The sequence below is a fragment of the Bradyrhizobium sp. WCU1 genome (assembly GCF_053474805.1).
Genome location: NZ_CM130280.1, coordinates 4,695,332 through 4,719,295 on the forward strand (window position 1 = coordinate 4,695,332; position 23,964 = coordinate 4,719,295).

The 23,964-nt window shown below is 64.6% G+C and carries 25 protein-coding genes and 1 pseudogene; 20 read left to right on the top strand and 6 right to left on the bottom strand.

What is annotated here, in order from left to right:
* Positions 1–169 precede the first annotated feature (169 nt).
* Positions 170–631, bottom strand: a complete 462-nt coding sequence (locus ACTUWL_RS21700) for a GNAT family N-acetyltransferase (protein WP_021080695.1) — start codon at positions 629–631, stop codon at positions 170–172.
* Between the two features lie 90 nt (positions 632–721).
* Positions 722–1,537: a PAS-domain containing protein gene (locus tag ACTUWL_RS21705; RefSeq protein WP_021080694.1), complete on the bottom strand. Its 816-nt coding sequence runs from the start codon at positions 1,535–1,537 to the stop codon at positions 722–724.
* Between the two features lie 209 nt (positions 1,538–1,746).
* Between ACTUWL_RS21705 and ACTUWL_RS21710 the strand changes: the two genes are divergently transcribed.
* Positions 1,747–2,100 carry a DMT family protein gene (locus ACTUWL_RS21710; protein WP_021080693.1) on the top strand — a complete coding sequence of 118 codons (354 nt, stop codon included), beginning with the start codon at positions 1,747–1,749 and terminating at the stop codon, positions 2,098–2,100.
* A 15-nt stretch (positions 2,101–2,115) separates the two neighbouring features.
* Here the strand turns inward: ACTUWL_RS21710 and ACTUWL_RS21715 are convergent, their stop codons facing one another.
* The 3 genes from ACTUWL_RS21715 to ACTUWL_RS21725 form a co-directional block, all read right to left on the bottom strand.
* Entirely contained in the window at positions 2,116–2,271 is a 156-nt protein-coding gene (locus ACTUWL_RS21715) for a hypothetical protein (protein WP_021080692.1), read from the bottom strand.
* Positions 2,272–2,332: 61 nt separating this feature from the next.
* Positions 2,333–2,509, bottom strand: a complete 177-nt coding sequence (locus ACTUWL_RS21720) for a hypothetical protein (protein WP_021080691.1) — start codon at positions 2,507–2,509, stop codon at positions 2,333–2,335.
* 166 nt (positions 2,510–2,675) lie between these two features.
* On the bottom strand, positions 2,676–3,329 hold the full coding sequence (locus ACTUWL_RS21725) for a glutathione S-transferase family protein (RefSeq protein WP_021080690.1): 654 nt from the start codon (positions 3,327–3,329) through the stop codon (positions 2,676–2,678).
* 618 nt (positions 3,330–3,947) lie between these two features.
* On the opposite strand from ACTUWL_RS21725, the gene ACTUWL_RS21730 reads away from it, so the two are divergent.
* The 9 genes from ACTUWL_RS21730 (at position 3,948) to ACTUWL_RS21770 (ending at position 12,349) form a co-directional block, all read left to right on the top strand.
* Complete coding sequence (locus ACTUWL_RS21730) at positions 3,948–5,150, top strand: pyridoxal phosphate-dependent aminotransferase (protein WP_021080689.1); 1,203 nt, start codon at positions 3,948–3,950, stop codon at positions 5,148–5,150.
* 259 nt (positions 5,151–5,409) lie between these two features.
* A complete protein-coding gene (locus ACTUWL_RS21735; RefSeq protein ID WP_021080688.1) occupies positions 5,410–5,934 on the top strand; it encodes a DUF992 domain-containing protein in 525 nt (174 codons plus the stop codon).
* Between the two features lie 244 nt (positions 5,935–6,178).
* Positions 6,179–6,661, top strand: a complete 483-nt coding sequence (locus ACTUWL_RS21740) for a DUF992 domain-containing protein (protein ID WP_021080687.1) — start codon at positions 6,179–6,181, stop codon at positions 6,659–6,661.
* Positions 6,662–6,699: 38 nt separating this feature from the next.
* Positions 6,700–7,005: a LysR substrate-binding domain-containing protein gene (locus ACTUWL_RS21745; RefSeq protein WP_035652463.1), complete on the top strand. Its 306-nt coding sequence runs from the start codon at positions 6,700–6,702 to the stop codon at positions 7,003–7,005.
* A 117-nt stretch (positions 7,006–7,122) separates the two neighbouring features.
* Positions 7,123–9,171, top strand: a complete 2,049-nt coding sequence (locus tag ACTUWL_RS21750) for an elongation factor G (protein WP_021080685.1) — start codon at positions 7,123–7,125, stop codon at positions 9,169–9,171.
* A 92-nt stretch (positions 9,172–9,263) separates the two neighbouring features.
* Positions 9,264–9,905, top strand: coding sequence for a YoaK family protein (locus ACTUWL_RS21755; protein ID WP_021080684.1), 642 nt, complete (start codon positions 9,264–9,266; stop codon positions 9,903–9,905).
* A 46-nt stretch (positions 9,906–9,951) separates the two neighbouring features.
* Positions 9,952–10,794, top strand: a complete 843-nt coding sequence (locus ACTUWL_RS21760; protein WP_021080683.1) for a shikimate dehydrogenase — start codon at positions 9,952–9,954, stop codon at positions 10,792–10,794.
* A gap of 117 nt (positions 10,795–10,911) precedes the next feature.
* Complete coding sequence (locus tag ACTUWL_RS21765) at positions 10,912–11,490, top strand: hypothetical protein (protein ID WP_373011594.1); 579 nt, start codon at positions 10,912–10,914, stop codon at positions 11,488–11,490.
* Between the two features lie 250 nt (positions 11,491–11,740).
* The gene (locus tag ACTUWL_RS21770) at positions 11,741–12,349 is read left to right on the top strand and encodes a malate dehydrogenase (protein WP_021080681.1); all 609 of its coding nucleotides are present in this window, start codon (positions 11,741–11,743) and stop codon (positions 12,347–12,349) included.
* 233 nt (positions 12,350–12,582) lie between these two features.
* Here ACTUWL_RS21770 and ACTUWL_RS21775 read toward each other — a convergent pair whose 3' ends face one another.
* Entirely contained in the window at positions 12,583–13,719 is a 1,137-nt protein-coding gene (locus ACTUWL_RS21775) for an alpha-hydroxy acid oxidase (RefSeq protein WP_021080680.1), read from the bottom strand.
* 124 nt (positions 13,720–13,843) lie between these two features.
* Here ACTUWL_RS21775 and ACTUWL_RS21780 point away from each other — a divergent pair, with 124 nt between their 5' ends.
* The 10 genes and pseudogenes from ACTUWL_RS21780 to serA all read left to right on the top strand — a co-directional run bounded on the left by ACTUWL_RS21780 (position 13,844) and on the right by serA (position 23,836).
* Positions 13,844–14,017, top strand: coding sequence for a hypothetical protein (locus ACTUWL_RS21780; protein ID WP_021080679.1), 174 nt, complete (start codon positions 13,844–13,846; stop codon positions 14,015–14,017).
* Between the two features lie 217 nt (positions 14,018–14,234).
* The gene (gene glmM / locus ACTUWL_RS21785) at positions 14,235–15,581 is read left to right on the top strand and encodes a phosphoglucosamine mutase (protein ID WP_021080678.1); all 1,347 of its coding nucleotides are present in this window, start codon (positions 14,235–14,237) and stop codon (positions 15,579–15,581) included.
* A 275-nt stretch (positions 15,582–15,856) separates the two neighbouring features.
* A pseudogene (locus ACTUWL_RS21790) lies at positions 15,857–17,116 on the top strand (MFS transporter).
* Between the two features lie 295 nt (positions 17,117–17,411).
* Positions 17,412–18,263: an outer membrane protein gene (locus ACTUWL_RS21795; protein WP_021080675.1), complete on the top strand. Its 852-nt coding sequence runs from the start codon at positions 17,412–17,414 to the stop codon at positions 18,261–18,263.
* Between the two features lie 191 nt (positions 18,264–18,454).
* Complete coding sequence (locus tag ACTUWL_RS21800) at positions 18,455–19,306, top strand: outer membrane protein (RefSeq protein ID WP_021080674.1); 852 nt, start codon at positions 18,455–18,457, stop codon at positions 19,304–19,306.
* Between the two features lie 71 nt (positions 19,307–19,377).
* Positions 19,378–19,968: a glutathione S-transferase family protein gene (locus tag ACTUWL_RS21805; protein ID WP_021080673.1), complete on the top strand. Its 591-nt coding sequence runs from the start codon at positions 19,378–19,380 to the stop codon at positions 19,966–19,968.
* 18 nt (positions 19,969–19,986) lie between these two features.
* A complete protein-coding gene (locus ACTUWL_RS21810) occupies positions 19,987–20,457 on the top strand; it encodes a GNAT family N-acetyltransferase (protein WP_021080672.1) in 471 nt (156 codons plus the stop codon).
* Positions 20,458–20,625: 168 nt separating this feature from the next.
* The gene (locus tag ACTUWL_RS21815) at positions 20,626–20,838 is read left to right on the top strand and encodes a hypothetical protein (RefSeq protein WP_021080671.1); all 213 of its coding nucleotides are present in this window, start codon (positions 20,626–20,628) and stop codon (positions 20,836–20,838) included.
* Between the two features lie 78 nt (positions 20,839–20,916).
* Positions 20,917–22,089: a phosphoserine transaminase gene (locus ACTUWL_RS21820; protein ID WP_021080670.1), complete on the top strand. Its 1,173-nt coding sequence runs from the start codon at positions 20,917–20,919 to the stop codon at positions 22,087–22,089.
* Positions 22,090–22,246: 157 nt separating this feature from the next.
* Complete coding sequence (gene serA / locus ACTUWL_RS21825) at positions 22,247–23,836, top strand: phosphoglycerate dehydrogenase (RefSeq protein WP_021080669.1); 1,590 nt, start codon at positions 22,247–22,249, stop codon at positions 23,834–23,836.
* Positions 23,837–23,964: the final 128 nt, after the last annotated feature.

Consider the following 23,964-nt stretch of genomic DNA (forward strand, 5'->3'; position numbering starts at 1 on the left):
GAAAGCAGTGCGGCAAAAAAAGCGGTCCCGGTCAGACGCGGCGACTGACGGGGACCGCTTGGGGCGAAGATCTGAGACGGGGGGCCTGATCTTACGCAGGGCGAAGCCTAGCCCGGCTTTGTAACGTGCCGGTGACATCTCTATCCGACCACAGGCGGCGAATGCCCGCTCAGACAATCTTGCGATAGATGACGAAGCCGGGCCGGTCCGCGACCTTGTCATAAAGCTGCATTGCGGTGTGATTGGTCTCATGCGTCTGCCAGTAGACGCGTGGCGATCCGACAAGCTTGGCCTGCGCATAGACGCCGTTGATCAACGCGCGGCCGACGCCCTTGCCGCGCGCCGCCTGGCTGGTGAAGAGATCCTGCAAATAACAGGTCGGCGCGATCGCGGTGGTCGAGCGGTGAAACAGATAGTGCGTCAGGCCGAGCAGTTCGCCGCCGGCGTCGGCGACCAGCGCATGCATCGGCTCATATGCATCGAAGAAGCGCTGCCACGTCATCGCGGTGATCTCGGGCGCGAGCGCGGTCGGTCCCGACCGCTCATAGAAGGCGTTGTAGCCGTCCCACAGAGGAAGCCATTGGGCGTAATCGTCGCGGGTGACAAAGCGGATGGTGACGTCGTCGGACATGAGCGATCCTGCGTTGCGCGATGCCTGCGCATCGCATGCAACCTTCTATCGGTGCGGTGATGCTGGATCAATTGCGAACGAGGCCGTGCCTCACTCGGCGGCGCGCAGCAGCCTTGCGAGATGGCGTTCGCGCCCGGCGCGCTGCGCCCGGTATTCGTCGGCGCGGGCCGGATCGTCGGTGTGGCGCACGAGGTCGGTAACCGGCGTATAGCTCAGCATGCGACCGCCGTCGGGCAGCGCCGTGCAGCTGAAGCGCAGCACCTGGCCGTCGGCGAGATTGAGGTTGATCGGCGTGGAATCGCCTGCGCGCATCATCTCGATGCGCTTGGCGACGAACGCGCTCAGCTCGTCTTCGGGCAATTGATAGGCGCCGGTGTCGCGGCCATGATACATCAGCGCGACGAAGGGCGGCTTGCTGTCGGCCTGGGCGTCGGACAGCGCGAAATAATCCCGGAAGGCGCGGTTGATGAACTCGGCGCGGGTATCGGCGTCGAGCAGCACGATGCCGATGTCGACCTGGTCGAGCGCGGCAGCGAGCCGCGCCGCGGTGGCGTGGTGCTGCTGCTCCGCGGCAAAGGCATCGATCCATTTCTGCCGCAGCATTCCTGTGATCAGGGCGGTGCCGGCCGCGGTCGCCGCCAGCATCAGCATCCGCGCGAGGTCGGCTATGTCGTAGCCGGGCAGGGCGCGATGATCGAGGAAGAACAGCGCCGAGGCGGCCACCGCGATCGCGGCGGAGATCAGCCCGGAAGTGATGCCGCTGATCGAGCTCGCGAGCGCCACGATGCAGACGAACAGCGGCGCAGGGTTGGGAACGGCGATCATGAGGCGATCGATCAGGAAGGCGGCGAGCCCCGTGATCGCCGCCAGGGCCGGACCTGAAATTGCACGCCAATCAAGCCGCATGCGCGTTCTCGCTATCCATCGGACAAACGATAAAGCCGCAGTTTGACGACAGGGCCGCAACGGCGCCGGGATTTCCGTGCCGACCGTTAAGCGACCCTTGCGCGGGCCGAGCGAGCTTTCGTTGCTTTCAAATCAAATGATATGCAGGTCGGATGGAACCCGGTTCCGGGCCCGCGGGTTACCGCGTGCTTTGCTCGAAGAGGATATCGATGCCCGCCATTTCTCCGTCGCTGCTGCCGATCCTGATGCTGTTCGCCTCGAACGTCTTCATGACCTTCGCCTGGTACGGGCATCTCAAGTTCAAGGATCACTCGCTCCCCATCGTCATTCTGGTGAGCTGGGGCATCGCCTTCTTCGAATACTGGCTGGCGGTGCCGGCCAATCGCTGGGGCAGCGAGGTCTATAGCGCGGCACAGCTCAAGACCATGCAGGAGGTGATCACGCTGGTCGTGTTCGCAGCCTTCTCGGTCTTGTACCTGAAGGAGCCGCTGGGCTGGAATCACGCGCTCGGATTTGCCTTCATCGCCGCCGGCGCGTTCTTCATCTTCCACAGATGGAGCTAGCGCATTTGCGCTAGTCTAGCGGTGCTGGGCCGGTTTGGCGGCAGGCGTCGTCACCTGCGGGGGGTGCGCGCGGTCTTCGCCCTGCGTGCCGGTCACGATCAGGAGCGATGCCGCCAGCAGGATCGCCGCCGACAGCGTCACGGTCACAAGTCCCACGGGGGTCTTCATCATGTCGTGCCGCTGTCTCTCCCGCGCCTCGCCGCGGATCAGGTGCCAATCGGAAACTGCTTGATTATGCCGGGATCGGTGTTGCCAGGATGATGTTGCCCGACAGCACCGTCACGGCGACGACCAGGCACAGCGTCAATGCGCCAAGCGCGAGCGACGCGGCGATCGCGTTGGTCAGCCGGGATGATGCCACCGGGGCAGGGCGGCCATGGAAGCCTGCCGTGCCGGACCACCGTTTCATGGTCTAAATCCCTCAGGTCGCGAGCGAATCACTCACGACATCCGAGCGAATCTGCCGCCCGTGACCGGCAACATTGCGGCGGCGGAGCCCACTGAAAGCGGCGAAAATGCGGCCCATGCGGAGGTTTTGCCCGCAATTTGGGCAATTTCCCCGCTATTCTCGGAATTCAGACGCCGGCGACGAGGCGAGCCTGGAGCTCCGCCTCGGGACCCGGCTGCCAATCCATCGAGACAAATCCGGGGGTCTGCTCGACCCGTTTCAACCAGGCCCGGATCGACGGAAAGGTCGCCAGGTCGAAGTCGCAGCGGTCGGCGACGTGGGTGTAGCCGTAGAGCGCGATGTCGGCGACGGTGAACTGCTCGGCGGCGAAGAACGTGTGGTTCTTGAGATGATTTTCCATCACCTGCAACGCCGCATAGCCGCGCTCCATCCAGTCTTCCAGCGCGTGGGTCTGCAGGTCGCGCCCGCCCTTGACCAGCGACAGCCAGAAATAGGCGGCGCCGATATTCGGCTCCAGCGCGTGCTGCTCGAAGAACATCCACTGCAGCGCCTCGGCGCGCTCGATCCGCGACTCCGGCGCCAGCGGCGTGCCGATCGCGACGTACCAGAGGATGGCATTGGACTCGGCGAGGTGGCGGCCTTCGGCGACCTCGAGCAACGGCACCTGGCCGCTCGGATTCTTGGCCAGGAATTCCGGGGTCCGGCTCTCGCCGCGCAGGATGTCGATCTCGATCGCCTCGTACGGCGTGTTCAGCACGGCAAGCGCAAGCCGAACCTTGTAGCTGTTGCCGGAGCGCTGCATCGAATAGAGCTTGTACATTGCGTCGGGGTTCACTCAGGTCAGGGAGACGGTACGCTTCAAAGTTGCGCGGCCTGTCACACCGCAACGCCGCTAAACAATGATGCTGACAGGGGTGCGTCGCAAGCCCTGCAATGTGGAAAAAGTCGAAACGTCTACCGCACTGCACGCGTGCAGAACGATTCCATCAACACAGCAGAACAATTCGGATCACGCCTGCGCGACGCTGTGCATGGTGCCGGTCGATGCCATCGATGGCGGTGGCCGATGTGCTGCAATTCAGAAACGTCAACGTGGCAGCCGCATCGCGGGATGTGCTGCCGGCTGCGCCGGACGGCCTGCCGTCGGCAGCTTCAGGCAGGCGCCGCACGGCACATTGTCCTCGGAGCAATCCGCGGCGGCGGACGCAGCCGCGGGCCTTGCCGGCAAGGCCGGAGCGGCCATGACAGGTCTTGCCGGATATGAGTCATTTGGGGCTGGAACTTGCGGAATATTGCGCATGTCGCGCGCCATGCGCGAAAGTTTTCGTGCTTTATCGCCAAGCTTCTTGCGATGCAGCGGCGACAGGCCTAGGGTGCCGCAATCCCATTCAAATCAAGTCGTGGCCCAACGGCTCACGACGTTTGCCAGGAGATGATAATGGCCTTCCTGTCCGCTGCGCTCGACCGTGTGAAGCCGTCCGCGACGATCGCGGTCACGGACAAAGCACGCGCGCTGAAAGCCGCGGGCCGCAACGTCATCGGCCTCGGGGCCGGCGAGCCTGACTTCGACACGCCCGCCAACATCAAGCTGGCGGCGATCCACGCGATCGAGGCCGGCAAGACCAAGTACACCGACGTCGGCGGCATACCGGAGCTCAAGGAAGCCATCATCAACAAGTTCTCGCGCGAGAATGGCCTGAGCTATAAGCCGAACCAGATCATCGTCGGCACCGGCGGCAAGCAGGTGCTCTACAACGCGCTGATGGCGACCATCAATCCCGGCGACGAGGTGATCATCCCGGCGCCGTATTGGGTCAGCTATCCCGAGATGGTCGCGCTCGCCGGCGGCGAGTCGGTCCCGGTGGTGTGCCCCGCGTCGACCGGCTTCAAGCTGCGTCCGGAAGATCTCGAAAAGGCGATCACGCCGAAGACCAAGTGGGTGATCCTGTGCTCGCCGTCGAACCCGACCGGCTCGGCCTATACCAGGAGCGAGCTCAAGGCGATCACCGACGTGCTGGTCAAGCATCCGCATGTCTGGGTGATGACCGACGACATGTATGAGCACCTCGTCTATGACGACTTCGTCTTCACCACCGCAGCGCAGGTCGAGCCGAGCCTCTACGATCGCACGCTGACCGTGAACGGCGTGTCGAAGGCCTATTGCATGACCGGGTGGCGCATCGGCTATGCCGGCGGTCCGGCGCAGCTGATCAAGGCGATGGCGACGATCCAGTCGCAATCGACCTCGAACCCGTCGTCGATCGCGCAGTGGGCCTCGGTCGAGGCGCTCAACGGTCCGCAGGACTTCATCGCCGCGAACAACAAGGTGTTCAAGGAGCGCCGCGACCTCGTGGTCTCGATGCTCAACCAGGCGAGCGGCATCGAGTGCCCGCGGCCGGAAGGCGCGTTCTACGTCTATCCGTCCTGCGCCGGCACGATCGGCAAGACGGCCCCCTCGGGCAAGGTGATCGACAATGACGAGGCGTTCGTCACCGAGCTGCTCGAGAGCGAAGGCGTCGCCGTCGTGCAGGGCTCGGCGTTCGGCCTTGGCCCTGCATTCCGCATTTCCTACGCCACCAGGACCTCGGATCTCGAGGATGCCTGCAAGCGCATCCAGCGCTTCTGCGGCAATCTGCGATAGTTAATTCCGAACCAAGAGACTAAAAAACGCTCCCGCACCTGGTGCGGGGGCGTTTTCGTTTATCCTGCGACATCGCGCGCCGGTAAAATCGCAGAGTCAATTCACAACCTGCTCACCTCACGCGCGTGTGCGCGAACATCGATGCCACACGCGGGAAGTTTTTGCGACCCCTTTGCGATCTGCCTTGTTTTGGACACGACCCTTGCTTTCTGTCCGCCGCGCAAATTGCAATTTCAGTTCACCTTGCGGAGACAGATCCATGCGACTTTCGACTCTCACCCTTGCAGCGCTTGCGTTGCTGGCGCCGTTCGCCACTGCCAACGCGGCGCCCCAGCAGGTTCAGGCCGGGGTTCTGCAATGCCAGGGCGGCGAGAACGTCGGCTTCGTCGTCGGCTCCGTTGCCCGCCTCGAATGCGTGTTCCAGAGCGGCGGCCGTCGGCCCGAGCCGTATCTTGCGACCGTGAAGCGGATCGGCGTCGACCTCGGCTTCACCGGGCAGACCCAGCTCGCCTGGGCCGTCAGTGCACCGACCACGGTGGTGCCGCGCGGTGCGCTCGCCGGCAGCTACGGCGGCGTCGGCGTCAACGCCTCGGTCGGCCTCGGCGCCGGCGGTAACTTCCTGTTCGGTGGCCCGAACAACGCCTATGCGCTGCAGCCGATCAGCCTGCAGGGCCAGACCGGCCTCAACGTCGCGGCCGGTATCGCCGGGATCGATCTCGAGCCGGTCCGCACCAGCGGTCCGCGCCGGCATCATCGCCACCACCGTCATCACCACCACCACTAAGCCGGTCGGTGTCTGATCAAGGGGCCCGCGAAAGCGGGCCTCTTTTTTGTCTGTTGCTTGCTGTCCATTGCGGCGGCCCCGAAGGAACATCGCAACACCGCCACATCCGGCAACAATCGGTGGCCGGGCACCGCAAATTCTGGCTGACCATTCGGTGTTATGGCATAGGATGCAACCGCGCCGCGGACACGGCGCCGTTCAGTTCTCTGCTCGCGTCATGCCTCTCAGCCGGAGATTCCCCAACATGCGTCGCTTCACTCTCCTCGCCGCTGCCGCCATCACCACGCTGGCCGCAATCGGCGGCGCCAACGCCCAACAGCCGAGCCAGCGCGTACAGGTCGGCGTCCTGGAATGCCGCGGCGGCGCGAGCGTCGGCTTCATCGTCGGTTCCGTGACCCATCTCGGCTGCGTGCTGCGCGCCAATGGCCTGCCCGAGGACCGCTACATCGCGACCATCCAGAAGGTCGGGATCGATCTCGGCATTACCCAGGAATCGGCGCTGGCCTGGGGCGTCTACGCACCGGTGGAGCGGCTCGGGCCTGGGGCACTCTCGGGCAACTATGCCGGCGCGCAGGGCAGCGCGACGCTCGGCGTCGGCGTCGGCGGCAATGTGCTGGTCGGTGGCTCCGACAACACGATCGCTCTGCAGCCGCTCAGCGTGCAGGGCCAGGTCGGCGTCAACATCGCCGCCGGCCTCGAGAGCCTGGAGCTGCGACCGGGTCGCTAAAGCGCGCGCGTAGCCTGGCGGCAGAGATTGCCGAGGCGTTGCGGCGGCGCCGGATCGACGTCGGCTTCGCGCGCCCGGCGCTACCAGCCGAAGCCGGGCTCGCGCAGCGCCTGATCCTCGATGAGCCCCATGTCGCGGCGTTGCCGCGCGCACATCCGCTTGCCGAGAAGGATGCCATTGCGCGCGCCGAATTGTCCGACGATGCTTTCGTGCTGCATCCGGCGCGGCCGGAGCCTTCGGTCACGGGCCTGATCGTGAATGCGTTGGCGCGGCGCCGCGCCAAGGAGCCGGCGCATCGGGCACATCCGTTCGGAGAGCGGCGTTGCCCAGCCCCGTTATCGTGAACGTTCGCGCCGCCGCACCGCAGCGACGTTTTCCCGCTTGCCAAACGCCAAGCGCAGGCAGAGCATGAACGGTCGCCGACCCAATCTTGGGCCGAGCTCCAACACGAGGAGGCGGCAATGGGACAAGACGTCAGAAGTCCCCGAGGTCCACGGTGCATCGCGCTGGTGGGCCCTTTCCAAAGCGGTAAAACCACACTTCTGGAAGCGATCCTGGCGCGAACGGGCGCCATCAAGACTGCCGGCAGCGTCGATGCCGGAACCTCTGTCGGCGATGCCAGCCCCGAGGCGCGTCAACACAAGATGGGCGTCGGCCTGACCGCCGCTACCACCACCTTCATGGGGGACAGCTACACCTTTATCGATTGCCCCGGCTCGATCGAATTCGCGCACGACATGCGTGCCGCGTTGCCCGCGGTCGATGCTGCGGTCGTGGTCTGCGAGGCTGACGAGAAGAAGCTGCCGCAGCTGCAGATCATCCTGCGCGAGCTCGAGGAGCTCGGCATTCCCCGTTTCCTGTTCCTGAACAAGATCGACCGCGCCAACAAGCGCGTCCGCGAAACGCTCGCGACGCTGCAGCCGGCCTCGCGCGTGCCGCTGGTGCTGCGCCAGATCCCGATCTGGAACGGCGATCTGATCGAGGGCTTCGTCGATCTCGCGCTGGAGCGCGCCTTCGTCTATCGCGAGCACAAGCCGTCGGAGGTGATGGCGCTCGAGGGCGGCAATCTCGATCGCGAGAAGGAAGCGCGCTTCTCGATGCTGGAGAAGCTCGCCGATCACGACGACGCGCTGATGGAGCAATTGCTGGAGGACATCCAGCCGCCGCGCGATGCCGTGTTCGACGATCTCGCCCGCGAATTGCGCGAGGGGTTGATCTGTCCGGTGCTGCTCGGCGCTGCGAGCCGCGAGAACGGCGTGCTCCGTTTGATGAAGGCGCTGCGCCACGAGTCGCCGGGCGTCACCGAGACCGCCAAACGGCTCGGCATCAAGGATCAGAAGGATGCGCTGGCCTTTGTGTTCAAGACCGTGCATTTGCAGCATGGCGGCAAGCTGTCGCTGACGCGCGTGCTGACCGGCCGCCTCGATGACGGCGCGACGCTGCAATCCTCAAGCGGCGACAGCGGGCGCGTTTCCGGCATCCTCGCGGTCTCGGGCGCGCATGACAGCAAGCGGCCGCAGGCCGAGGCCGGCGATACCGTCGCGCTCGGCAAGCTCGACGCGATCAAGACCGGCGATACGGTCTCGAGCGGCAAGACGGCCCCGGCCTCGCTGGTCAAGGTCGAGCCGGCGGCTCCGGTGCTGTCGATCTCGATCGCCGCGACCGACCGCAAGGATGACGTCAAGCTCGGCCAGGCGCTGCTGCGGCTGAACGAGGAGGATCCGTCGCTGACCATGATCCAGAACCCGCGCACCCACGACACCGTGCTGTGGGGGCAGGGCGAGATGCATCTGCGCGTCGCCCAGGAGCGGCTGAAGGACCGCTACGGCGTCAACGTCAAATCGCATCCGCCGGCGATCGGCTACCAGGAGACCATCCGTAAAGCCATCACGCAGCGCGGCCGGCACAAGAAGCAGTCCGGTGGCCATGGCCAGTTCGGTGACGTCGTGCTCGACATCAAGCCGAAGCCGCGCGGATCGGGCTTCGAATTCCACGAGAAGGTGGTCGGCGGCGCGGTGCCGCGCAACTATATCGGCGCGGTGGAGGAGGGCGTCGTCGACGCGCTGGCGCGGGGACCGCTCGGCTTCCCGGTGATCGACGTCGACGTCACGCTGACCGACGGCTCCTATCACAGCGTCGATTCCTCCGACCTCGCGTTCCGCACCGCGGCGCGGATCGGGGTCAGTGAGGGGTTGCCGCAGTGCCAGCCGGTGCTGCTGGAGCCGATCCATATGGTCGAGATCGTGTGTCCGACCGAGGCGACCGCCAAGATCAATGCGATCCTGTCGGCGCGCCGCGGCCAGATCCTCGGCTTCGACACCCGCGAGGGCTGGAGCGGCTGGGACTGCGTTCGCGCCACGATGCCGGAATCCGAGATCGGCGACCTCATCGTGGAGCTGCGCTCGGCCACCGCCGGCGCCGGCACCTTCACCCGCCAGTTCGACCGCATGGCCGAAGTGACGGGCCGCGCCGCCGACCAGATCATCGCCGCGCATCGCGACGCGGCGTGACGCTGGCGCTGCGATCACGCACTGCGGGCGTGATCGTTGGCAGGATGGCCGCGGCCAGCTAGCTTGCGTCCCCATGGGGGCGCAAGGTCATCATGCTGGAATCCCGCCGTAACCTGGCGCTGGCCTGCGCGCTCAGCGCGCTGGCCGGTTATGTCGATGCCATCGGCTATCTGCAGCTCGGCGGACTGTTCGTCTCTTTCATGAGCGGCAATTCGACGCGACTTGGCGTCACGCTGGCCGAGGGGCATTGGCAGCACGCGCTGGAGGCGCTGGCGCTGATCGTGCTGTTCGTTGTGGGTGCCGCGGCCGGCAGCCTGATCGTGCTCAGCCGCTTCGCGCATCGCCAGCCACTGATCCTGCTGGTCGAGGCGCTGCTGCTCGCGGCAGCGGCACTGGCCTATGCCAATGGTCTGCCGAACACCGCCGTCGCCGCCATCGTGCTGGCGATGGGGCTCGAGAACGCGGTGTTCCAGCTTGCAGGCGGGGCCGGGCTTGGCCTGACCTATGTCACCGGGGCGCTGGTCAAGGCCGGGCAATTGATTGCCGCCGCGCTGACCGGCGGCGCAGGCTGGGCCTGGCTACCGAATCTGATGCTATGGGCGGCGTTGGTCGCGGGCGCGCTGGCCGGCGCCATCGCCTACCACTGGATCAATCTCGCCGCGATCTGGTTCGCCGCCGGCACCGCCTTCATCCTCAGCGCGCTGGTTTTCGGGAACACGAAGCGGACGGATTGACAGCGCACGTGCCTTGGCCGATGTCACGGTCATGACATCCTCAAGCATGCCATCCCAAGGCAAAACCCGCGCCGCGTGCCTGATCGGCTGGCCGGCGGCGCATTCCCGCTCGCCGCTGATCCATCATTACTGGCTGCGCACCCTCGGCATCGAGGGCGGCTACGTGATCGAGGCGGTGCCGCCGGAGGATTTCAAGGATTTCCTGTTCCGCCTGTCGCTGCGCGGCTTCGTCGGCGCCAACGTCACCCGTCCGCACAAGGAGCACGCGCTGGCGCTGTCGGCGCCGGATGAGCGCGCCCGCGCCGTCGGCGCTGCCAACACGCTGTGGTTCGCCGATGGCGAGTTGCGCTCGACCAACACCGACGTCGAGGGCTTCATCAACAATCTCGACGCCTGCGCGCCCGGCTGGGACAAGACCGATGACGCGCTGGTGCTCGGCGCCGGCGGCGCAGCGCGCGCGGTGGTGTTCGGCCTGATCGAGCGCGGGATTGCGCGCGTGCACCTGGTCAATCGAACGATCGACCGCGCCCGCGCGCTTGCCGCCCTGTACGGCGCAGGTGTGCATCCTGCGACCTGGGACACGGTCGGCGAGTTGTTGCCGCGCGCGGGGCTGCTGGTGAACACGACGTCGCTCGGCCAGCACGGCCAGCCTCCGTTGGAGATCGATATCGGCCTGTTGCCGGAGGGCGCGGTTGTTTCCGACATTGTCTACGTGCCGCTGGTGACGCCGTTGCTTGCGGCGGCAACGGCGCGGGGGCTGAGGACCGCCGACGGGCTCGGCATGCTGCTGCATCAGGCGGTGCGCGGTTTCGAGCTTTGGTTCGGGCAGCGCCCGCAGGTAACGGCGGAGCTGCGTGCGATCGTCGAGGCCGATCTCACAAAGACTTGAGCCTTGGAATAGCGTCTCCGGAGCGGGGTCTCGTGTTAGTCCCCCCGCGTTCCCTCCCGGAGATCAACCATGCTTGCCCGCCGCTCCCATCTCGTTCGTCCGTTCATTGCGCTTGCGATGGTGACGGCATCCACGCTCTACGCGCTTGCGCAGCAGCCGCCGACCCCGACCCGGGTGCGCGGAACCGTCGAGAGCGTCGATGGCGATACGCTGGCGGTGAAGTCGCGCAGCGGCGAAGAGGTCAAGCTGCACATGGCAGGGAATATGCTGGTGCTTGGCCTCACCAAGATCGGCCTGTCCGACATCAAGGTCGGTTCCTTCATCGGCACGACCACGGTGCCCGGCCCCGATGGCACGCCGAAGGCGGTCGAGGTGCATGTGTTCCCCGAAAACATGCGCGGCACCGGTGAAGGTTCGCGGCCTTACGATCTGAAGCCGAACAGCAGCATGACCAACGCGACCGTCGCGGAATCCGTGGTCAGCAATGACGGCCATACCTTGCTGGTCAAGTACAAGGACGGCGAGAAGAAAGTGCAGGTCGGGCCGGAAACGCCGGTCGTGACCTATGTTCCCGGCGACAAGGCGGACCTGAAGGCCGGCGCCAAGGTCATCGCCTTCATGAAGAAGCTGCCCGACGGCTCGTTCGAGACCGACCGCATCAGCGTCGGCCGCGACGGGCTGACACCGCCGATGTGACGCGAGGCGTAGCTCTCTCAACACGTCGTCCCGGGTCGCGATTCGCTTGCCCGGGACGACGAAGACTATCCGGGCTACGATCGCCGTGCAGCGCTCAAGCGCATCACCTGTCCGTGACTGCAGTAACAGTCCCTCATCCGGTGCGTAAATGTCGTGCAAGCCGTCACTCCCGCGAGGAGTTGTGGCTTGCACGGAATACCACCAATTCCCCGGTGTTCCCCAATCGCCAGCCAAACCCATGAGGGACACCATGCCGAAGTCACCATTCCTTGCCGCATTGCTTCTCGTTGCCGTTGCCTCGACCGCGTCGGCGCAGCAGCCGCCGACCGTGCGCATTCGCGGCACCATCGAGGCCGTCGACGGCGCAATGCTGTCGATCAAGTCGCGCGACGGCGCCGACATGAAGGTGCGGACGACCGATAACGTCGCGGTGTTCGGTGTCGCCAAGACCGATCTGTCCGAGATCAAGTCCGGTTCCTACATCGGCGTCACCGCGATGCCCGAGCCGGACGGGACGCAGAGGGCGATCGCGGTTCACATCTTCCCGGAAAATCAGCGCGGCGCCGCCGAAGGTTTTCGTCCCTGGGACCTGCGCGCCAACTCGACCATGACCAATGCCACCGTCGCCGAGACGGTGCAGGGCACCGACGGCCAGAACATCACGGTGAAATACAAGGACGGTGAGAAGAAGGTCTTGGTGCCGCCCGGCACCCCGGTCGTGACCTTTGTCTCCGGCGACAAGTCGGAGCTGAAGCCGGGCGCCAAGATCATCATCTTCGGCGCGGTCAAGAAGGACGACGGCACGCTCGAAGCCAACCGCGTCAATGTCGGCCGCGACGGCATCGCGCCGCCGATGTGACACGAAGTGTCATTCCGGGGCGATGCGTAGCATCGAACCTCAGATGCGCAATTGCGCATCGGGGGATCTCGATCCGCAGGCTCCGCTGTCGTCCCGGCGAAGGCCGGGATCCATAACCACCGATGACGATTGTTGAGAAAGGCTGTGGCCACAGCCGCGTTCAAATCTCGCGCGGCTGTGGTGATGGTCCCGGCCTTCGCCGGGACGACGACGAGTTTGTGGCTACGATCGCCTCAAACCGCCAGCACCTTGTCGTCGATCTCGGCGATGGTGTTGACGCCACACAGCCCCATGGTGGTGGTGAGCTCCTTGCCCAAAATGTCGAGCGCCTTGGCGACGCCGGCCTGGCCGCCGGCGCCGAGGCCGTAGGCATAGGCGCGGCCGATCATGCAGGACTTCGCGCCGAGCGCGAGCGCGCGCATGATGTCCATGCCGGTGCGGATGCCGCCGTCGAACATGATCTCGAGCTGTGATCCGACCTCGTCGACGATCTCCGGCAGCACCTCGATCGAGGACGGTGCGCCGTCGAGCTGGCGGCCGCCATGGTTGGAGACCACGATCGCCTGCGCGCCGGTCTTGGCGGCGAGCTCGGCGTCCTCGACATCGAGAATCCCTTTGAGGATCAGCTTACCCGGCCAGATGCTGCGGATCCAGTCGATGTCCTTCCAGCTCAACGAGGTGTCGAACTGCGAGGCGGTCCATTCCGATAGCTTGGTGAGATCCTCCGTGCCTTTGACGTGACCGGCGATGTTGCCGAAGGTGCGGCGCTTGCCTTGCAGCACGCCCGACACCCAGGCGGGCTTGGTTGCGAAGTCGATCAGCTTCGACAGCGACCATTCCGGCGGCACCGTCATGCCGTTCTTGATGTCCTGGTGGCGCTGGCCGATCACCTGCAGGTCGACGGTCAACACCAGCGCCGAGCATTTCGCCGCGATCGCGCGCTCGATCAGCGATTTGATGAAGCCGCGGTCCTTCATGACGTAGAGCTGGAACCAGAACGGCTTGTCGACGCTAGCGGCGATGTCTTCGATCGAGCAGATCGACATCGTGCTCTGGGTGAACGGGATGCCGGCCGCCTGCGCCGCGCGGCAGGCGTAGATCTCGCCGTCACCATGCTGCATGCCGAGCAGGCCGACAGGGGCCAGGATCAGCGGCATCGCGGCCGGTTCGCCCAGGATCGTGGTCGCGAGGCTGCGCTTGGACACATCGACCAGGATGCGCTGGCGGAACTTGATCTGCTGCAGGTCCTCGGAGTTGGCGCGCAGCGTGTCCTCGGTATAGGAGCCGCGGTCCGCATAATCGAAAAACGCCTTCGGCACCCGGCGCTTGTGCAGCTGGCGCAGGTCTTCGATGCAGGTAATGTGCTTCATGGACGTTTCCGGCCTTCTTCTATGTCGCAAGTTCTGAGATAGCGAGTTCTTGCAGATGTTCGGTCTTGCCGTCATCTAGCATGGTTGAAGGGCCCGCCAAATCGAAGACGGATGGGAGAGCACGATGACGCAATCAGGCTCCAAGCCGAAGCCGGACGACAATACCGAAAAGCGCCGGCTCGACGAGGCCCTGGAAGAGGGCCTGGAGGAGACGTTTCCCGGTTCCGATCCCGTCAATGTCACCCAGCCGGCCCCCACCAAGGGCGACCAGCACGTCAAGCGCAACGGCAAAGGGTAGGGGACAGCGCGCGTCCCCGGGGATTGTCTTAACGACAGGAATGTTATATTTTTCAGCGTCTTAAGGCTGAAGAATGTGGTTCGGCCATGGTAATGATTCATCATATTTTTTGAAGTCATCTTAGCGCCTGACAGTCTATAAGGCCGATGCACGCTAGACTGGTGGGCGTTCGGGGCTCTCTCGCCGGATGGTTCGAGGGGTCCGTGTTGGGGGTTACATGAGCCGCAAATATTTCGGGACCGATGGGATTCGGGGCCGCGCCAATGGACTGATCACGCCGGAGCTCGCGCTCAAGGTGGGGCAGGCCGCAGGATTGGTATTTCAGCGTGGCGACCATCGCCATCGCGTCGTGATCGGCAAGGACACGCGGCTGTCCGGCTACATGATCGAATACGCCATGGTCGCGGGCTTTACCTCGGTCGGTATGGACGTGCTGCTGGTCGGCCCGATGCCGACGCCGGCGATCGCGATGCTCACCAAGTCGATGCGCGCCGATCTCGGCGTGATGATCTCGGCGTCGCACAATCTTTTCGAGGACAACGGCATCAAGCTGTTCGGCCCGCAGGGCTTCAAGCTGTCCGACGACGTCGAGAAGCAGATCGAGCAGTTGCTGGATGAATCGCTCGACCGCCGCCTGGCGCAGAGCGCGAGCCTCGGCCGCGCCCGCCGCATCGATGGCGTCCACGACCGCTACATCGAATTCGCCAAGCGCACTTTGCCGCGCGACCTCTCGCTCGACGGCTTGCGCGTCGTGGTCGATTGCGCCAACGGCGCCGCCTACAAGGTGGTGCCGGAAGCGCTGTGGGAGCTCGGCGCCGACGTGGTGCCGATCGGGGTCGAGCCCGACGGCTTCAACATCAACAAGGAATGCGGCTCGACCTCGCCGGAGGCGCTGTCGAGGAAGGTGCGCGAGATGCGCGCCGATATCGGCATCGCGCTCGATGGCGATGCCGATCGCGTCATCCTGGTGGACGAGCGTGGCCACATCGTCGACGGCGACCAGCTGCTCGCGGTGATCGCGCAGAGCTGGAAGGAAGAGGGGCGCCTCGCCAAGCCCGGCATCGTCACGACAGTGATGTCCAATCTCGGGCTGGAGCGCTTCCTGCAGGGCCACGGGCTTTCGATGGTCCGCACCCCGGTCGGCGACCGCTATGTGCTCGAGCAGATGCTGAGCGGCGGCTACAATCTCGGCGGCGAGCCGTCGGGCCATATCATCATGTCGGACTATTCGACCACCGGCGACGGCTTCGTCGCCGCGCTGCAGGTGCTGGCCGTGGTGCAGAAGCTGCGCCGCCCGGTGTCGGAGATCTGCCGGCGCTTTGATCCATTGCCCCAAATTCTGAAGAACGTGCGCTATCGCAGCGGCAAGCCGCTCGACGACGCCGAGGTCAAGTCCGCGATCACCGACGGCGAGAAGCGCCTCAACGGTCATGGCCGCCTGCTGATCCGCCCCTCCGGCACCGAGCCGGTGATCCGTGTGATGGGCGAGGGCGATGACCGCATCCTGGTGGAAGAGGTCGTCGACAACATCGTCAGCGCACTCGGCCACGCGGCGGCGGCTTAAGGGCAGCTAATTCTCCCATATAGAGGCTTGCCGATCCGTCATCCTGAGCAGCGCGCTTTGGCGCGCGTCTCGAAGGATGCACGGCCCGGCAGGTGGCCGATTCATCCTTCGAGACGCCTGCTGCGCAGGCTCCTCACGATGACGGGCTGAGAGTTCGATCGCCGGGCAGCTACTACACGGCGCATCGCTGCCATCGGCTAGCGCAACTGGTCCCGGCTGCCTCCGCGTCGTACGACGCGGAGGTATTTTTTGCGAAACTATCCGGGAATGCTGCAGTGAACAAACCCGTCGTGAGCGAACAGACGCTGGGTGAACCGGTGCAGGTCGCCGAGCTGGGCTCAGCGCAGGCCGCGAAGGCGGCCGCCGCTGCGGGGCCGGCCTATGTCGTGCTCGCAGGCATCAGCTTCTCGCACTTCCTCAACGACACGATGCAGTCGCTGATCGCGTCGGTCTATCCGATCCTGAAGGACAATTACGCGCTCGACTTCGCGCAGATCGGCATGATCACGCTGGCGTTCCAGTTCACCGCCTCGCTGCTGTAGCCGCTGGTCGGGCACTTCACCGACAAGAAGGCGCAGCCGTTTTCGCTTTCGATCGGCATGGGCTTCACCTTTTTCGGGCTGCTGCTGCTCAGTGTCGCGCACTCCTACGGGATGATCCTGATCGCGGCTTCGCTGGTCGGGCTCGGGTCTGCGGTGTTCCATCCGGAATCCTCCCGCATCGCGCGGCTGGCGTCAGGCGGGCGCTACGGTTTCGCGCAATCGGTGTTTCAACTCGGCGGCAGTTTCGGCACCTCGATGGGACCGGTGCTCGCTGCCCTGATCGTGGTGCCGTTCGGTCAGCCCTCGATCGCCTGGTTCTCCTCGATCGCCTTCCTCGCCATCGTGATCCTCTGGCGCATCGGCGTCTGGTACAAGCCGCAGATTGCCGGCAAGAAGGCCGCCGCCATCGAGCGGCATCCGGACCATCCGGACCGGCGGCGCGTGATGACCGCACTTGTCGTGCTGGTCGCGCTGCTGTTCTCCAAACAGCTCTATGTCTCGAGCCTGTCGAGCTATTACATCTTCTATCTGATCGACCGGTTCGGCGTCTCGACGCAGGCGGCACAGCTCTATCTGTTCATCTTCCTTGCCGCGAACGCTGCCGGCGCGTTCATCGGTGGCCCGCTCGGCGATCGCTTCGGCCGCAAATACGTGATCTGGTTCTCGATCCTCGGCGCGCTGCCGTTCACGCTGGCGCTGCCCTATGCCGGGCTGTTCGCCAGCGCGGTGCTGACGGTCGTGATCGGCCTGATCATCTCGTCGGCGACGTCGGCGATCATCGTGTTCGCGCAGGAATTGATGCCGCATCGCTTCGGCATGATCTCCGGCGTGTTCTTCGGCGTCGCGTTCGGCATCGGCGGGCTGGGCGCCGCGGTGCTTGGCAAGCTTGCCGACCACACCTCGATCGCCTTCGTCTATCAGCTCTGCGCATTCCTGCCGGCGATCGGCCTGCTCGCGGTGTTCCTGCCGAAGATGCCGAAGGCCGTTCGCTGAGCTCTCGCCGTACGGCGCGTCTTCATTGGGCCTTCGCTAACAGGCGCAGCTTGCGTGCGCTGCAAATGGCGCGCCTGCGTCAACGCTTCATTAGCACCTGTGGCGCAATCGCCATCTTTCGCTGCCGCATGCGCGTATTTATGGACCCATAAGCAACAGGAGCAGAAATAGGTGACAGAAAATCAACCTTAAAAATTAGGGTTAAGTGCCGCTTAAACATTTGCTGGCATCGTCCGCCCGTGAGTTTCAGACGTGGGGCTTTGTGTCGCCTCACTGGCCCAAAAGGACGAAGCCAATGCGTAGCGTAAAGACCCTGATTGCCGCAGGCGCGGCATCTCTGCTGTCCTCGGCGGCGTTCGCTGCCGACATGCCGATCATGCCGCCGCCCCCGATGGCGTATGCACCCCCGCCGGTCCAGGATTTCGGCGGCTGGTATCTGCGCGGCGACATCGGCATGACCAACACCCAGGCCAAGCTGCACGTCAACGCCTACGACAGGCTGCCGGCCGGCACGGCCTTCAACCAGTATGGCCACGGTTTTGACGGCGGCATGCTCTACGGCATCGGCGTCGGCTATCAATTCAACAGCTGGTTCCGCGCCGACGTCACCGGTGAGTATCGCTCGAAGGTGAGCTTCAACGGCACCGACTTCTTCACGTTCCCCGGGCCGAGCTCGCTGGGCGATACCTATCATGGCGGCATTCAGAGCTGGGTCGGCCTCGTCAACGTCTACGCCGATCTCGGCACCTGGGGTTGCTTGACCCCGTTCATCGGTGCCGGTGTCGGTGCCGCTGTGATCAAGACCGCGGCCTTCTCCGACAATGCGACGTTCCCGAGCGGATCGGGCCTGACCAGCTCCTTCATCGCCGACGGCGCCACCAAGACCAACTTCGCCTGGGCACTGCACGCCGGTGTCGCCTACAAGGTCACCAACAACTTCACGGTCGAACTGGCCTATCGCTATCTCGACATGGGCACCGCCGGCCAGGGCCAGGGTCACTTCTTCGACAACACGCCGGCCGGTCCCTCGAGCTTCCAGTACCGCGACATCACCTCGCAGGATGTGAAGCTAGGCGTGCGTTTCAACCTGCCGTGCTGCGACGTGCCGCCCCCGCCGCCGCCGCCCCCGCTGATCCGCAAGGGCTAATAAGGGTTAATTTCGAGCCTTCACGGTTAACGATTGAAAACGGCGCGGGATCGTCCCGCGCCGTTTTGCTTTGCCGCGTGATGTCGCGAGCTTCTTGCAACTTGCATGCTCGAAAGCCGCCGGCGAAACGATTGGTTAAGGTTAACAGGCGATGATCAACGCGCATTCGATGAGTGGGATGGAGCGTTGCGATGCGTAGGTTCTTGCTGGCGGCGATGATGTTCGGGGCGGTGACCGGCGCGCAGGCGGCCGACATGCCTGATTTCCTTCGCGGCAGTCTGCCCGCTTCCAGCGCACCAACCAGAAACTGGGACGGCTGGTATGTCGGCGGCCAGGTCGGCCAGTCATGGATCAACACCGACTTTGGCGGTAGCGTTGCATCCCTGACCAATTCGATATTCCGCAACACCACGCTGCAGGGACCGACATCCCAGTTCAATCTGCTGGGTCGGGTCAATGCGCAAAGCTCGGGCTTCGGAGCGTTTGTCGGGCGCAACTGGCAGTATGACGACGTCGTGGTCGGTGTCGAAGCAAACTATACCTATTGGTCCGGGCTTACCACAACGACGACCGGAAGTTTGGGTCCGATTCAAGTCGCACAACCGACCCTGGTCCTGCCGGTCGGCGCCACTGCCGCCGACAGCGTGACGTTGAATGGAAGCGCTTCGATGAAGCTCAAGGACGAGATGACGTTCCGCGGCCGGGCGGGTTGGGCAACCGGTGACTTCCTGCCTTACATCTTCGGCGGCCTTGCGGTCGGCCGAATGGATGTTTCGCGCACGGTCACGAGCTCCGTGAACAGAACGATCAACTTTGCCGATGGAAGTTCGACCAACTTTGCACTTCCGCAGTTTGCGCAAACCGCGACGGATGCGAAAACGGACGCTTACGTTGCCGGCTGGACCGCTGGTCTCGGCCTGGAATACATGCTGTGGAACTGTGTTTTCCTGCGCGGCGAGTGGGAATACGTCAAGTTCATGCCGGTCAAGAACACGTCGGTCACACAGAACAGCGTGCGTGCGGCCATCGGCTACAAGTTCTGACCAGCGCAGCGTCGCTTGACACCGCAATGTGCGGCTGATCCGATGTTGCTCCGCAAGCGGAGCGACCTCACATGAAAATCCACGGCGACGCCAATTCAGGCAATTGCCTGAAGGTGAAATGGGTCTGCGACAAGCTGGCGCTGCCCTACACATGGGTCGAGATCGACACCATGAAGGGCGGCAGCCGGACGGCGGACTTCCTCAAGCTGAACGGCTGGGGCCAGGTGCCGACGGTCGAGCTGGATGACGGCCGCACGCTCGCGCAATCCAACGCCATCATCCGCTACCTCGCGCGCGGCAGCGACCTGATTCCCGGCGATCCCTATCGCGCGGCGCAGATGGATGCCTGGATGTTCTGGGAGCAGAACAGCCATGAGCCATATGTCGCCGTCTGCCGCTTCCAGACCGTGTATCTCGGCAAGGCGGTTTCCGAGATCGATCCGAACCTGATCAAGCGCGGCTATGTCGCGCTCGATCACCTGGAGCGGCACCTGGCAGGCACGCAATTCCTGGTCGGCGATGCATTCTCGCTCGCCGACGTGTCGTTGCTCGCCTATACGCGCATGGCGGAGGACGGCGGCCTCGCACTCGCGCGCTATCCGATGATCCGCCGCTGGATCGCCGATGCCGAGCACGTGCTCGCGCTGCCGCCGGTCCGCTGACCTCGGGTGAACGCCGCCATGACTGAAGCCTCACGCATCACGATCCGTCGCGCGCGGCGCGAGGATGTCGCCGCCATCGTCGGCATGCTGGCGGACGATCCACTCGGCAGCGCGCGCGAGCGGATCGAAGATCCGTTGCCGCAGAGCTATTACGAAGCCTTCGCGCGGGTCGAGCGTGATGCGAACCTGCAGCTCGTGGTGGCCGTCGACGGCGAGGGCGCCGTCGTCGGCTGCCTGCAACTCGCGGTGCTGCCGGGGATCAGCTCGCAGGGCTCTTCGCGTGGCCTGCTTGAGGACGTCCGCGTTGCAAAGTATTGCCGCAGCCGCGGCATCGGCGAGCTGTTGGTGCAGTGGGCGGTGACCGAGGCGCGCGCGCAAGGCTGCACGCTGGTCGAGCTGCTGACGCATCACACCCGTGTCGACGCGCAGCGCTTCTATGAACGGCTTGGATTCGCGCGCAGTCATCTCGGCATGACGCTCCGCTTTTGAGCTACGCGATCGAAGTTGTGCCGCACGCAGGGCAATGCCTGCGGTAGCCGCTGCTCGGCTATCCGGTTAACAGCCAATAAACTAAGCCGGCCTCGGTGATTTTACGGGTCGGAACGAGTCCGGTATGTCCGGCGTCTCCCACGGGGCGGCGGGCAACTGGGGATTGGGATGTCGGATTATTCGATCGTGCGGGTCGGCAACGAGTACATCGTGCAGGCCGGCGACAAGAGCATTTTGAAAATATCGAGCCGGCGCAAGGCAGTTAAGATCATGACTCTGGCGGCAGATCTGCTCGATCAGGAGACGTTGCAGCAGGTCGAGGACGCCCCATCAATCAGCCGTGATCTCCCGATTGTTCCGGAAAAGTCTGAACTTCCTTGACGTTTGGGCACCCTTCCACTATCTCCGACCGCGGGAAACCTCTCCCCACCGAGAGGCAGCTATCTGGAAGGGTAGATTATGACTGCAGCGAAGCCCGCTTCGCGGCCCAACGTGCCGCATTTCTCCTCCGGCCCCTGCGCCAAGCGCCCCGGCTGGAACCCCGACAATCTCAAGGACGCCGCCCTCGGCCGCTCGCATCGTGCGAAGGTCGGCAAGGCCAAGCTCAAGCTCGCGATCGAACTGACGCGCGAAGTGCTTGAGGTGCCCGCGGACTACAAGATCGGCATCGTGCCGGCGTCGGACACCGGCGCGGTCGAGATGGCGCTGTGGTCGCTGCTCGGTGCGCGGCCGGTCACCACGCTCGCCTGGGAATCCTTCGGCGAGGGCTGGGTCAGCGACATCGTCAAGGAATTGAAGCTGAAGGACGTCACCAAGCTGAACGCGGCTTACGGTGAAATCCCCGATCTCTCCAAGGTCGATCCGGCGTCGGACGTCGTCTTCACCTGGAACGGCACCACCTCGGGCGTGCGCGTGCCGAACGCCGACTGGATCAGCGCAACCCGTGAAGGCCTCACGATCTGCGACGCGACCTCGGCCGCCTTCGCGCAGCCGCTCGATTTCGCCAAGCTCGACGTCGTCACCTTCTCCTGGCAGAAGGCGCTCGGCGGTGAAGCGGCGCACGGCATGCTGATCCTGTCGCCGCGCGCGGTCGAACGGCTCGAGACCTACAAGCCGGCCTGGCCGCTGCCGAAGATCTTCCGCCTCACCAAGGGCGGCAAGCTCAATCAGGGCATCTTCGAGGGCGAGACCATCAACACGCCGTCGATGCTCTGCGTCGAGGATTATCTCGACGCGCTGCATTGGGCGAAGTCGATCGGCGGCCTGAAGGCCCTGATCGCGCGCGCCGACGCCAACACCAAGGCGCTCGCCGACTGGAAGGCGCGGACGCCCTGGATCGACTTCCTGGCCAAGGATCCCGCGATCCGCTCCAACACCTCGGTGTGCCTGAAGTTCACCGATCCCGCGATTACCTCGCTTCCCGCTGACGCGCAGGCCGACTTCTGCAAGAAGCTGGTCGCGCTGGTGGAGAAGGAGAACGCCGGCTTCGACTTCGCGTACTACCGCGATGCGCCGGCGGGCCTGCGGATCTGGTGCGGCGCCACCGTCGAGGCCAAGGATGTCGAGTTGCTGACGCAGTGGATCGACTGGGCCTTCGCCGAGACCAAGGCAGCGCTGCCCAAGGCTGCATAACAAGGCTGCCTAAAGAGGCGGCCCAAGCCGCTTCGCGTAACTCATCATCGTTATGGCCGGGCTCCACCCGGCCATCTATCGCGCAGAGTGGCCGGGCGGGCTTCGTGCCCGCGGCCGTCGTGTATTCAAACGCATCGTTCAGCAACGGATCATTCCGATGACAAAACCCAAAGTTCTGATTTCCGACGCGCTGTCGCCCGCCGCCGTGCAGATCTTCAAGGATCGCGGCGTCGAGGTCGACTTCCAGCCCAACCTCGGCAAGGACAAGGACAAGCTCGCCGAGATCATCGGCAATTATGATGGCCTCGCGATCCGCTCGGCCACCAAGGCGACCGCCAAGATCATCGAGAAGGCGACGAAGCTGAAGGTGATCGGCCGCGCCGGCATCGGCGTCGACAATGTCGAGATTCCCGCGGCGACCGCCAAGGGCATCATCGTGATGAACACGCCGTTCGGCAATTCGATCACGACCGCCGAACATGCGATCACGCTGATGCTGGCGCTGGCGCGCGAGATCCCGCAGGCCGACGCCTCGACCCAGGCCGGCAAGTGGGAGAAGAACCGCTTCATGGGCGTCGAGATCACCGCCAAGACGCTGGGCGTGATCGGCTGCGGAAATATCGGCTCGATCGTCGCCGACCGCGCGCTCGGCCTGCGCATGAAGGTGATCGCGTTCGATCCGTTCCTGTCGCCGGAGCGCGCCAAGGACATCGGCGTAGAGAAGGTCGAGCTGGATGACCTGCTCAAGCGCGCCGACTTCATCACGCTGCACACGCCGCTGACCGAGAAGACCCGCAACCTGATCGACGCGGCTGCGATCGCCAAGATGAAGAAGGGCGTCCGCATCATCAACTGCGCCCGCGGCGGCCTAGTCGACGAGCAGGCGCTGGTCGATGCGCTGAATTCCAAGCATGTCGCGGGCGCCGCGTTCGACGTGTTTGTCGAGGAGCCGGCGACGACGAACGTCTTGTTCGGTCATCCCAACGTGATCTGCACCCCGCATCTCGGCGCCTCCACCACCGAGGCGCAGGAGAACGTCGCGCTGCAGGTCGCCGAGCAGATGTCGGATTATCTGCTGTCGGGCGCGATCTCGAACGCGGTCAACTTCCCCTCGATCACGGCGGAAGAGGCGCCGAAGCTGAAGCCATTCATCGAGCTCGCCGAGAAGCTCGGTTCGTTCGCCGGCCAGCTCACCGAGAGCGGCATCCTCAAGACCACGATCACCTATGAGGGCCACGTCGCCGAGATGAAGATCAAGGCGATCACCTCGGCGGTGTTGTCGGGCCTGCTGCGCCCGATGCTGGGCGAGGTCAACGTGGTGTCCGCCCCTGTCGTCGCCAAGGAGCGCGGCATGGTGGTGGACGAGGTGGTCCGCGCAGCGCAGAGCGACTATGAGAGCCTGATCACGGTCACAGTCGCGACCGAGCGCCAGGAGCGTTCTGTGTCGGGTACCGTCTATGCCGACGGCAAGCCGCGCCTCGTCGACATCAAGGGCATCCGCGTCGACGCCGAATTCGGCAAGTCGATGATCTACGTGACCAACGAGGACAAGCCGGGCTTCATCGGCGCGTTCGCGAGCCTCTTGGGTGATGCGAAAATCAATATCGCGACCTTCCATCTCGGCCGCGTCAAGCAGGGCGGCGACGCCATTGCGCTGGTCGAGGTCGACGGCGCGGTGCCGGCGGAGCTGCTCGCCAAGGTGCAGGCGCTGCCGCAGGTGAAGCAGGCCAAAGCGCTCACGTTTTAAACGCTGTTTGAGCGGCCCTTCGTCGTCCGGGACGTGCCGGGCATGACGAGGGAAGTTGCCGTTCAAATGCATTCAAATTCCGATCTGCGGAACATGACGCCGTCTCCGGCCCCGGAGGCGGCGTTTGG

Excerpts from the sequence above, each read along its gene's own strand:
- ACTUWL_RS21700 (WP_021080695.1), bottom strand. The coding sequence starts at position 631 with ATGTCCGACGACGTCACCATCCGCTTTGTCACCCGCGACGATTACGCC.
- ACTUWL_RS21705 (WP_021080694.1), bottom strand. The coding sequence starts at position 1,537 with ATGCGGCTTGATTGGCGTGCAATTTCAGGTCCGGCCCTGGCGGCGATC.
- ACTUWL_RS21710 (WP_021080693.1), top strand. The coding sequence starts at position 1,747 with ATGCCCGCCATTTCTCCGTCGCTGCTGCCGATCCTGATGCTGTTCGCC.
- ACTUWL_RS21715 (WP_021080692.1), bottom strand. The coding sequence starts at position 2,271 with ATGATGAAGACCCCCGTGGGACTTGTGACCGTGACGCTGTCGGCGGCG.
- ACTUWL_RS21720 (WP_021080691.1), bottom strand. The coding sequence starts at position 2,509 with ATGAAACGGTGGTCCGGCACGGCAGGCTTCCATGGCCGCCCTGCCCCG.
- ACTUWL_RS21725 (WP_021080690.1), bottom strand. The coding sequence starts at position 3,329 with ATGTACAAGCTCTATTCGATGCAGCGCTCCGGCAACAGCTACAAGGTT.
- ACTUWL_RS21730 (WP_021080689.1), top strand. The coding sequence starts at position 3,948 with ATGGCCTTCCTGTCCGCTGCGCTCGACCGTGTGAAGCCGTCCGCGACG.
- ACTUWL_RS21735 (WP_021080688.1), top strand. The coding sequence starts at position 5,410 with ATGCGACTTTCGACTCTCACCCTTGCAGCGCTTGCGTTGCTGGCGCCG.
- ACTUWL_RS21740 (WP_021080687.1), top strand. The coding sequence starts at position 6,179 with ATGCGTCGCTTCACTCTCCTCGCCGCTGCCGCCATCACCACGCTGGCC.
- ACTUWL_RS21750 (WP_021080685.1), top strand. The coding sequence starts at position 7,123 with ATGGGACAAGACGTCAGAAGTCCCCGAGGTCCACGGTGCATCGCGCTG.
- ACTUWL_RS21755 (WP_021080684.1), top strand. The coding sequence starts at position 9,264 with ATGCTGGAATCCCGCCGTAACCTGGCGCTGGCCTGCGCGCTCAGCGCG.
- ACTUWL_RS21760 (WP_021080683.1), top strand. The coding sequence starts at position 9,952 with ATGCCATCCCAAGGCAAAACCCGCGCCGCGTGCCTGATCGGCTGGCCG.
- ACTUWL_RS21765 (WP_373011594.1), top strand. The coding sequence starts at position 10,912 with ATGGTGACGGCATCCACGCTCTACGCGCTTGCGCAGCAGCCGCCGACC.
- ACTUWL_RS21770 (WP_021080681.1), top strand. The coding sequence starts at position 11,741 with ATGCCGAAGTCACCATTCCTTGCCGCATTGCTTCTCGTTGCCGTTGCC.
- ACTUWL_RS21775 (WP_021080680.1), bottom strand. The coding sequence starts at position 13,719 with ATGAAGCACATTACCTGCATCGAAGACCTGCGCCAGCTGCACAAGCGC.
- ACTUWL_RS21780 (WP_021080679.1), top strand. The coding sequence starts at position 13,844 with ATGACGCAATCAGGCTCCAAGCCGAAGCCGGACGACAATACCGAAAAG.
- glmM (WP_021080678.1), top strand. The coding sequence starts at position 14,235 with ATGAGCCGCAAATATTTCGGGACCGATGGGATTCGGGGCCGCGCCAAT.
- ACTUWL_RS21795 (WP_021080675.1), top strand. The coding sequence starts at position 17,412 with ATGCGTAGCGTAAAGACCCTGATTGCCGCAGGCGCGGCATCTCTGCTG.
- ACTUWL_RS21800 (WP_021080674.1), top strand. The coding sequence starts at position 18,455 with ATGCGTAGGTTCTTGCTGGCGGCGATGATGTTCGGGGCGGTGACCGGC.
- ACTUWL_RS21805 (WP_021080673.1), top strand. The coding sequence starts at position 19,378 with ATGAAAATCCACGGCGACGCCAATTCAGGCAATTGCCTGAAGGTGAAA.
- ACTUWL_RS21810 (WP_021080672.1), top strand. The coding sequence starts at position 19,987 with ATGACTGAAGCCTCACGCATCACGATCCGTCGCGCGCGGCGCGAGGAT.
- ACTUWL_RS21815 (WP_021080671.1), top strand. The coding sequence starts at position 20,626 with ATGTCGGATTATTCGATCGTGCGGGTCGGCAACGAGTACATCGTGCAG.
- ACTUWL_RS21820 (WP_021080670.1), top strand. The coding sequence starts at position 20,917 with ATGACTGCAGCGAAGCCCGCTTCGCGGCCCAACGTGCCGCATTTCTCC.
- serA (WP_021080669.1), top strand. The coding sequence starts at position 22,247 with ATGACAAAACCCAAAGTTCTGATTTCCGACGCGCTGTCGCCCGCCGCC.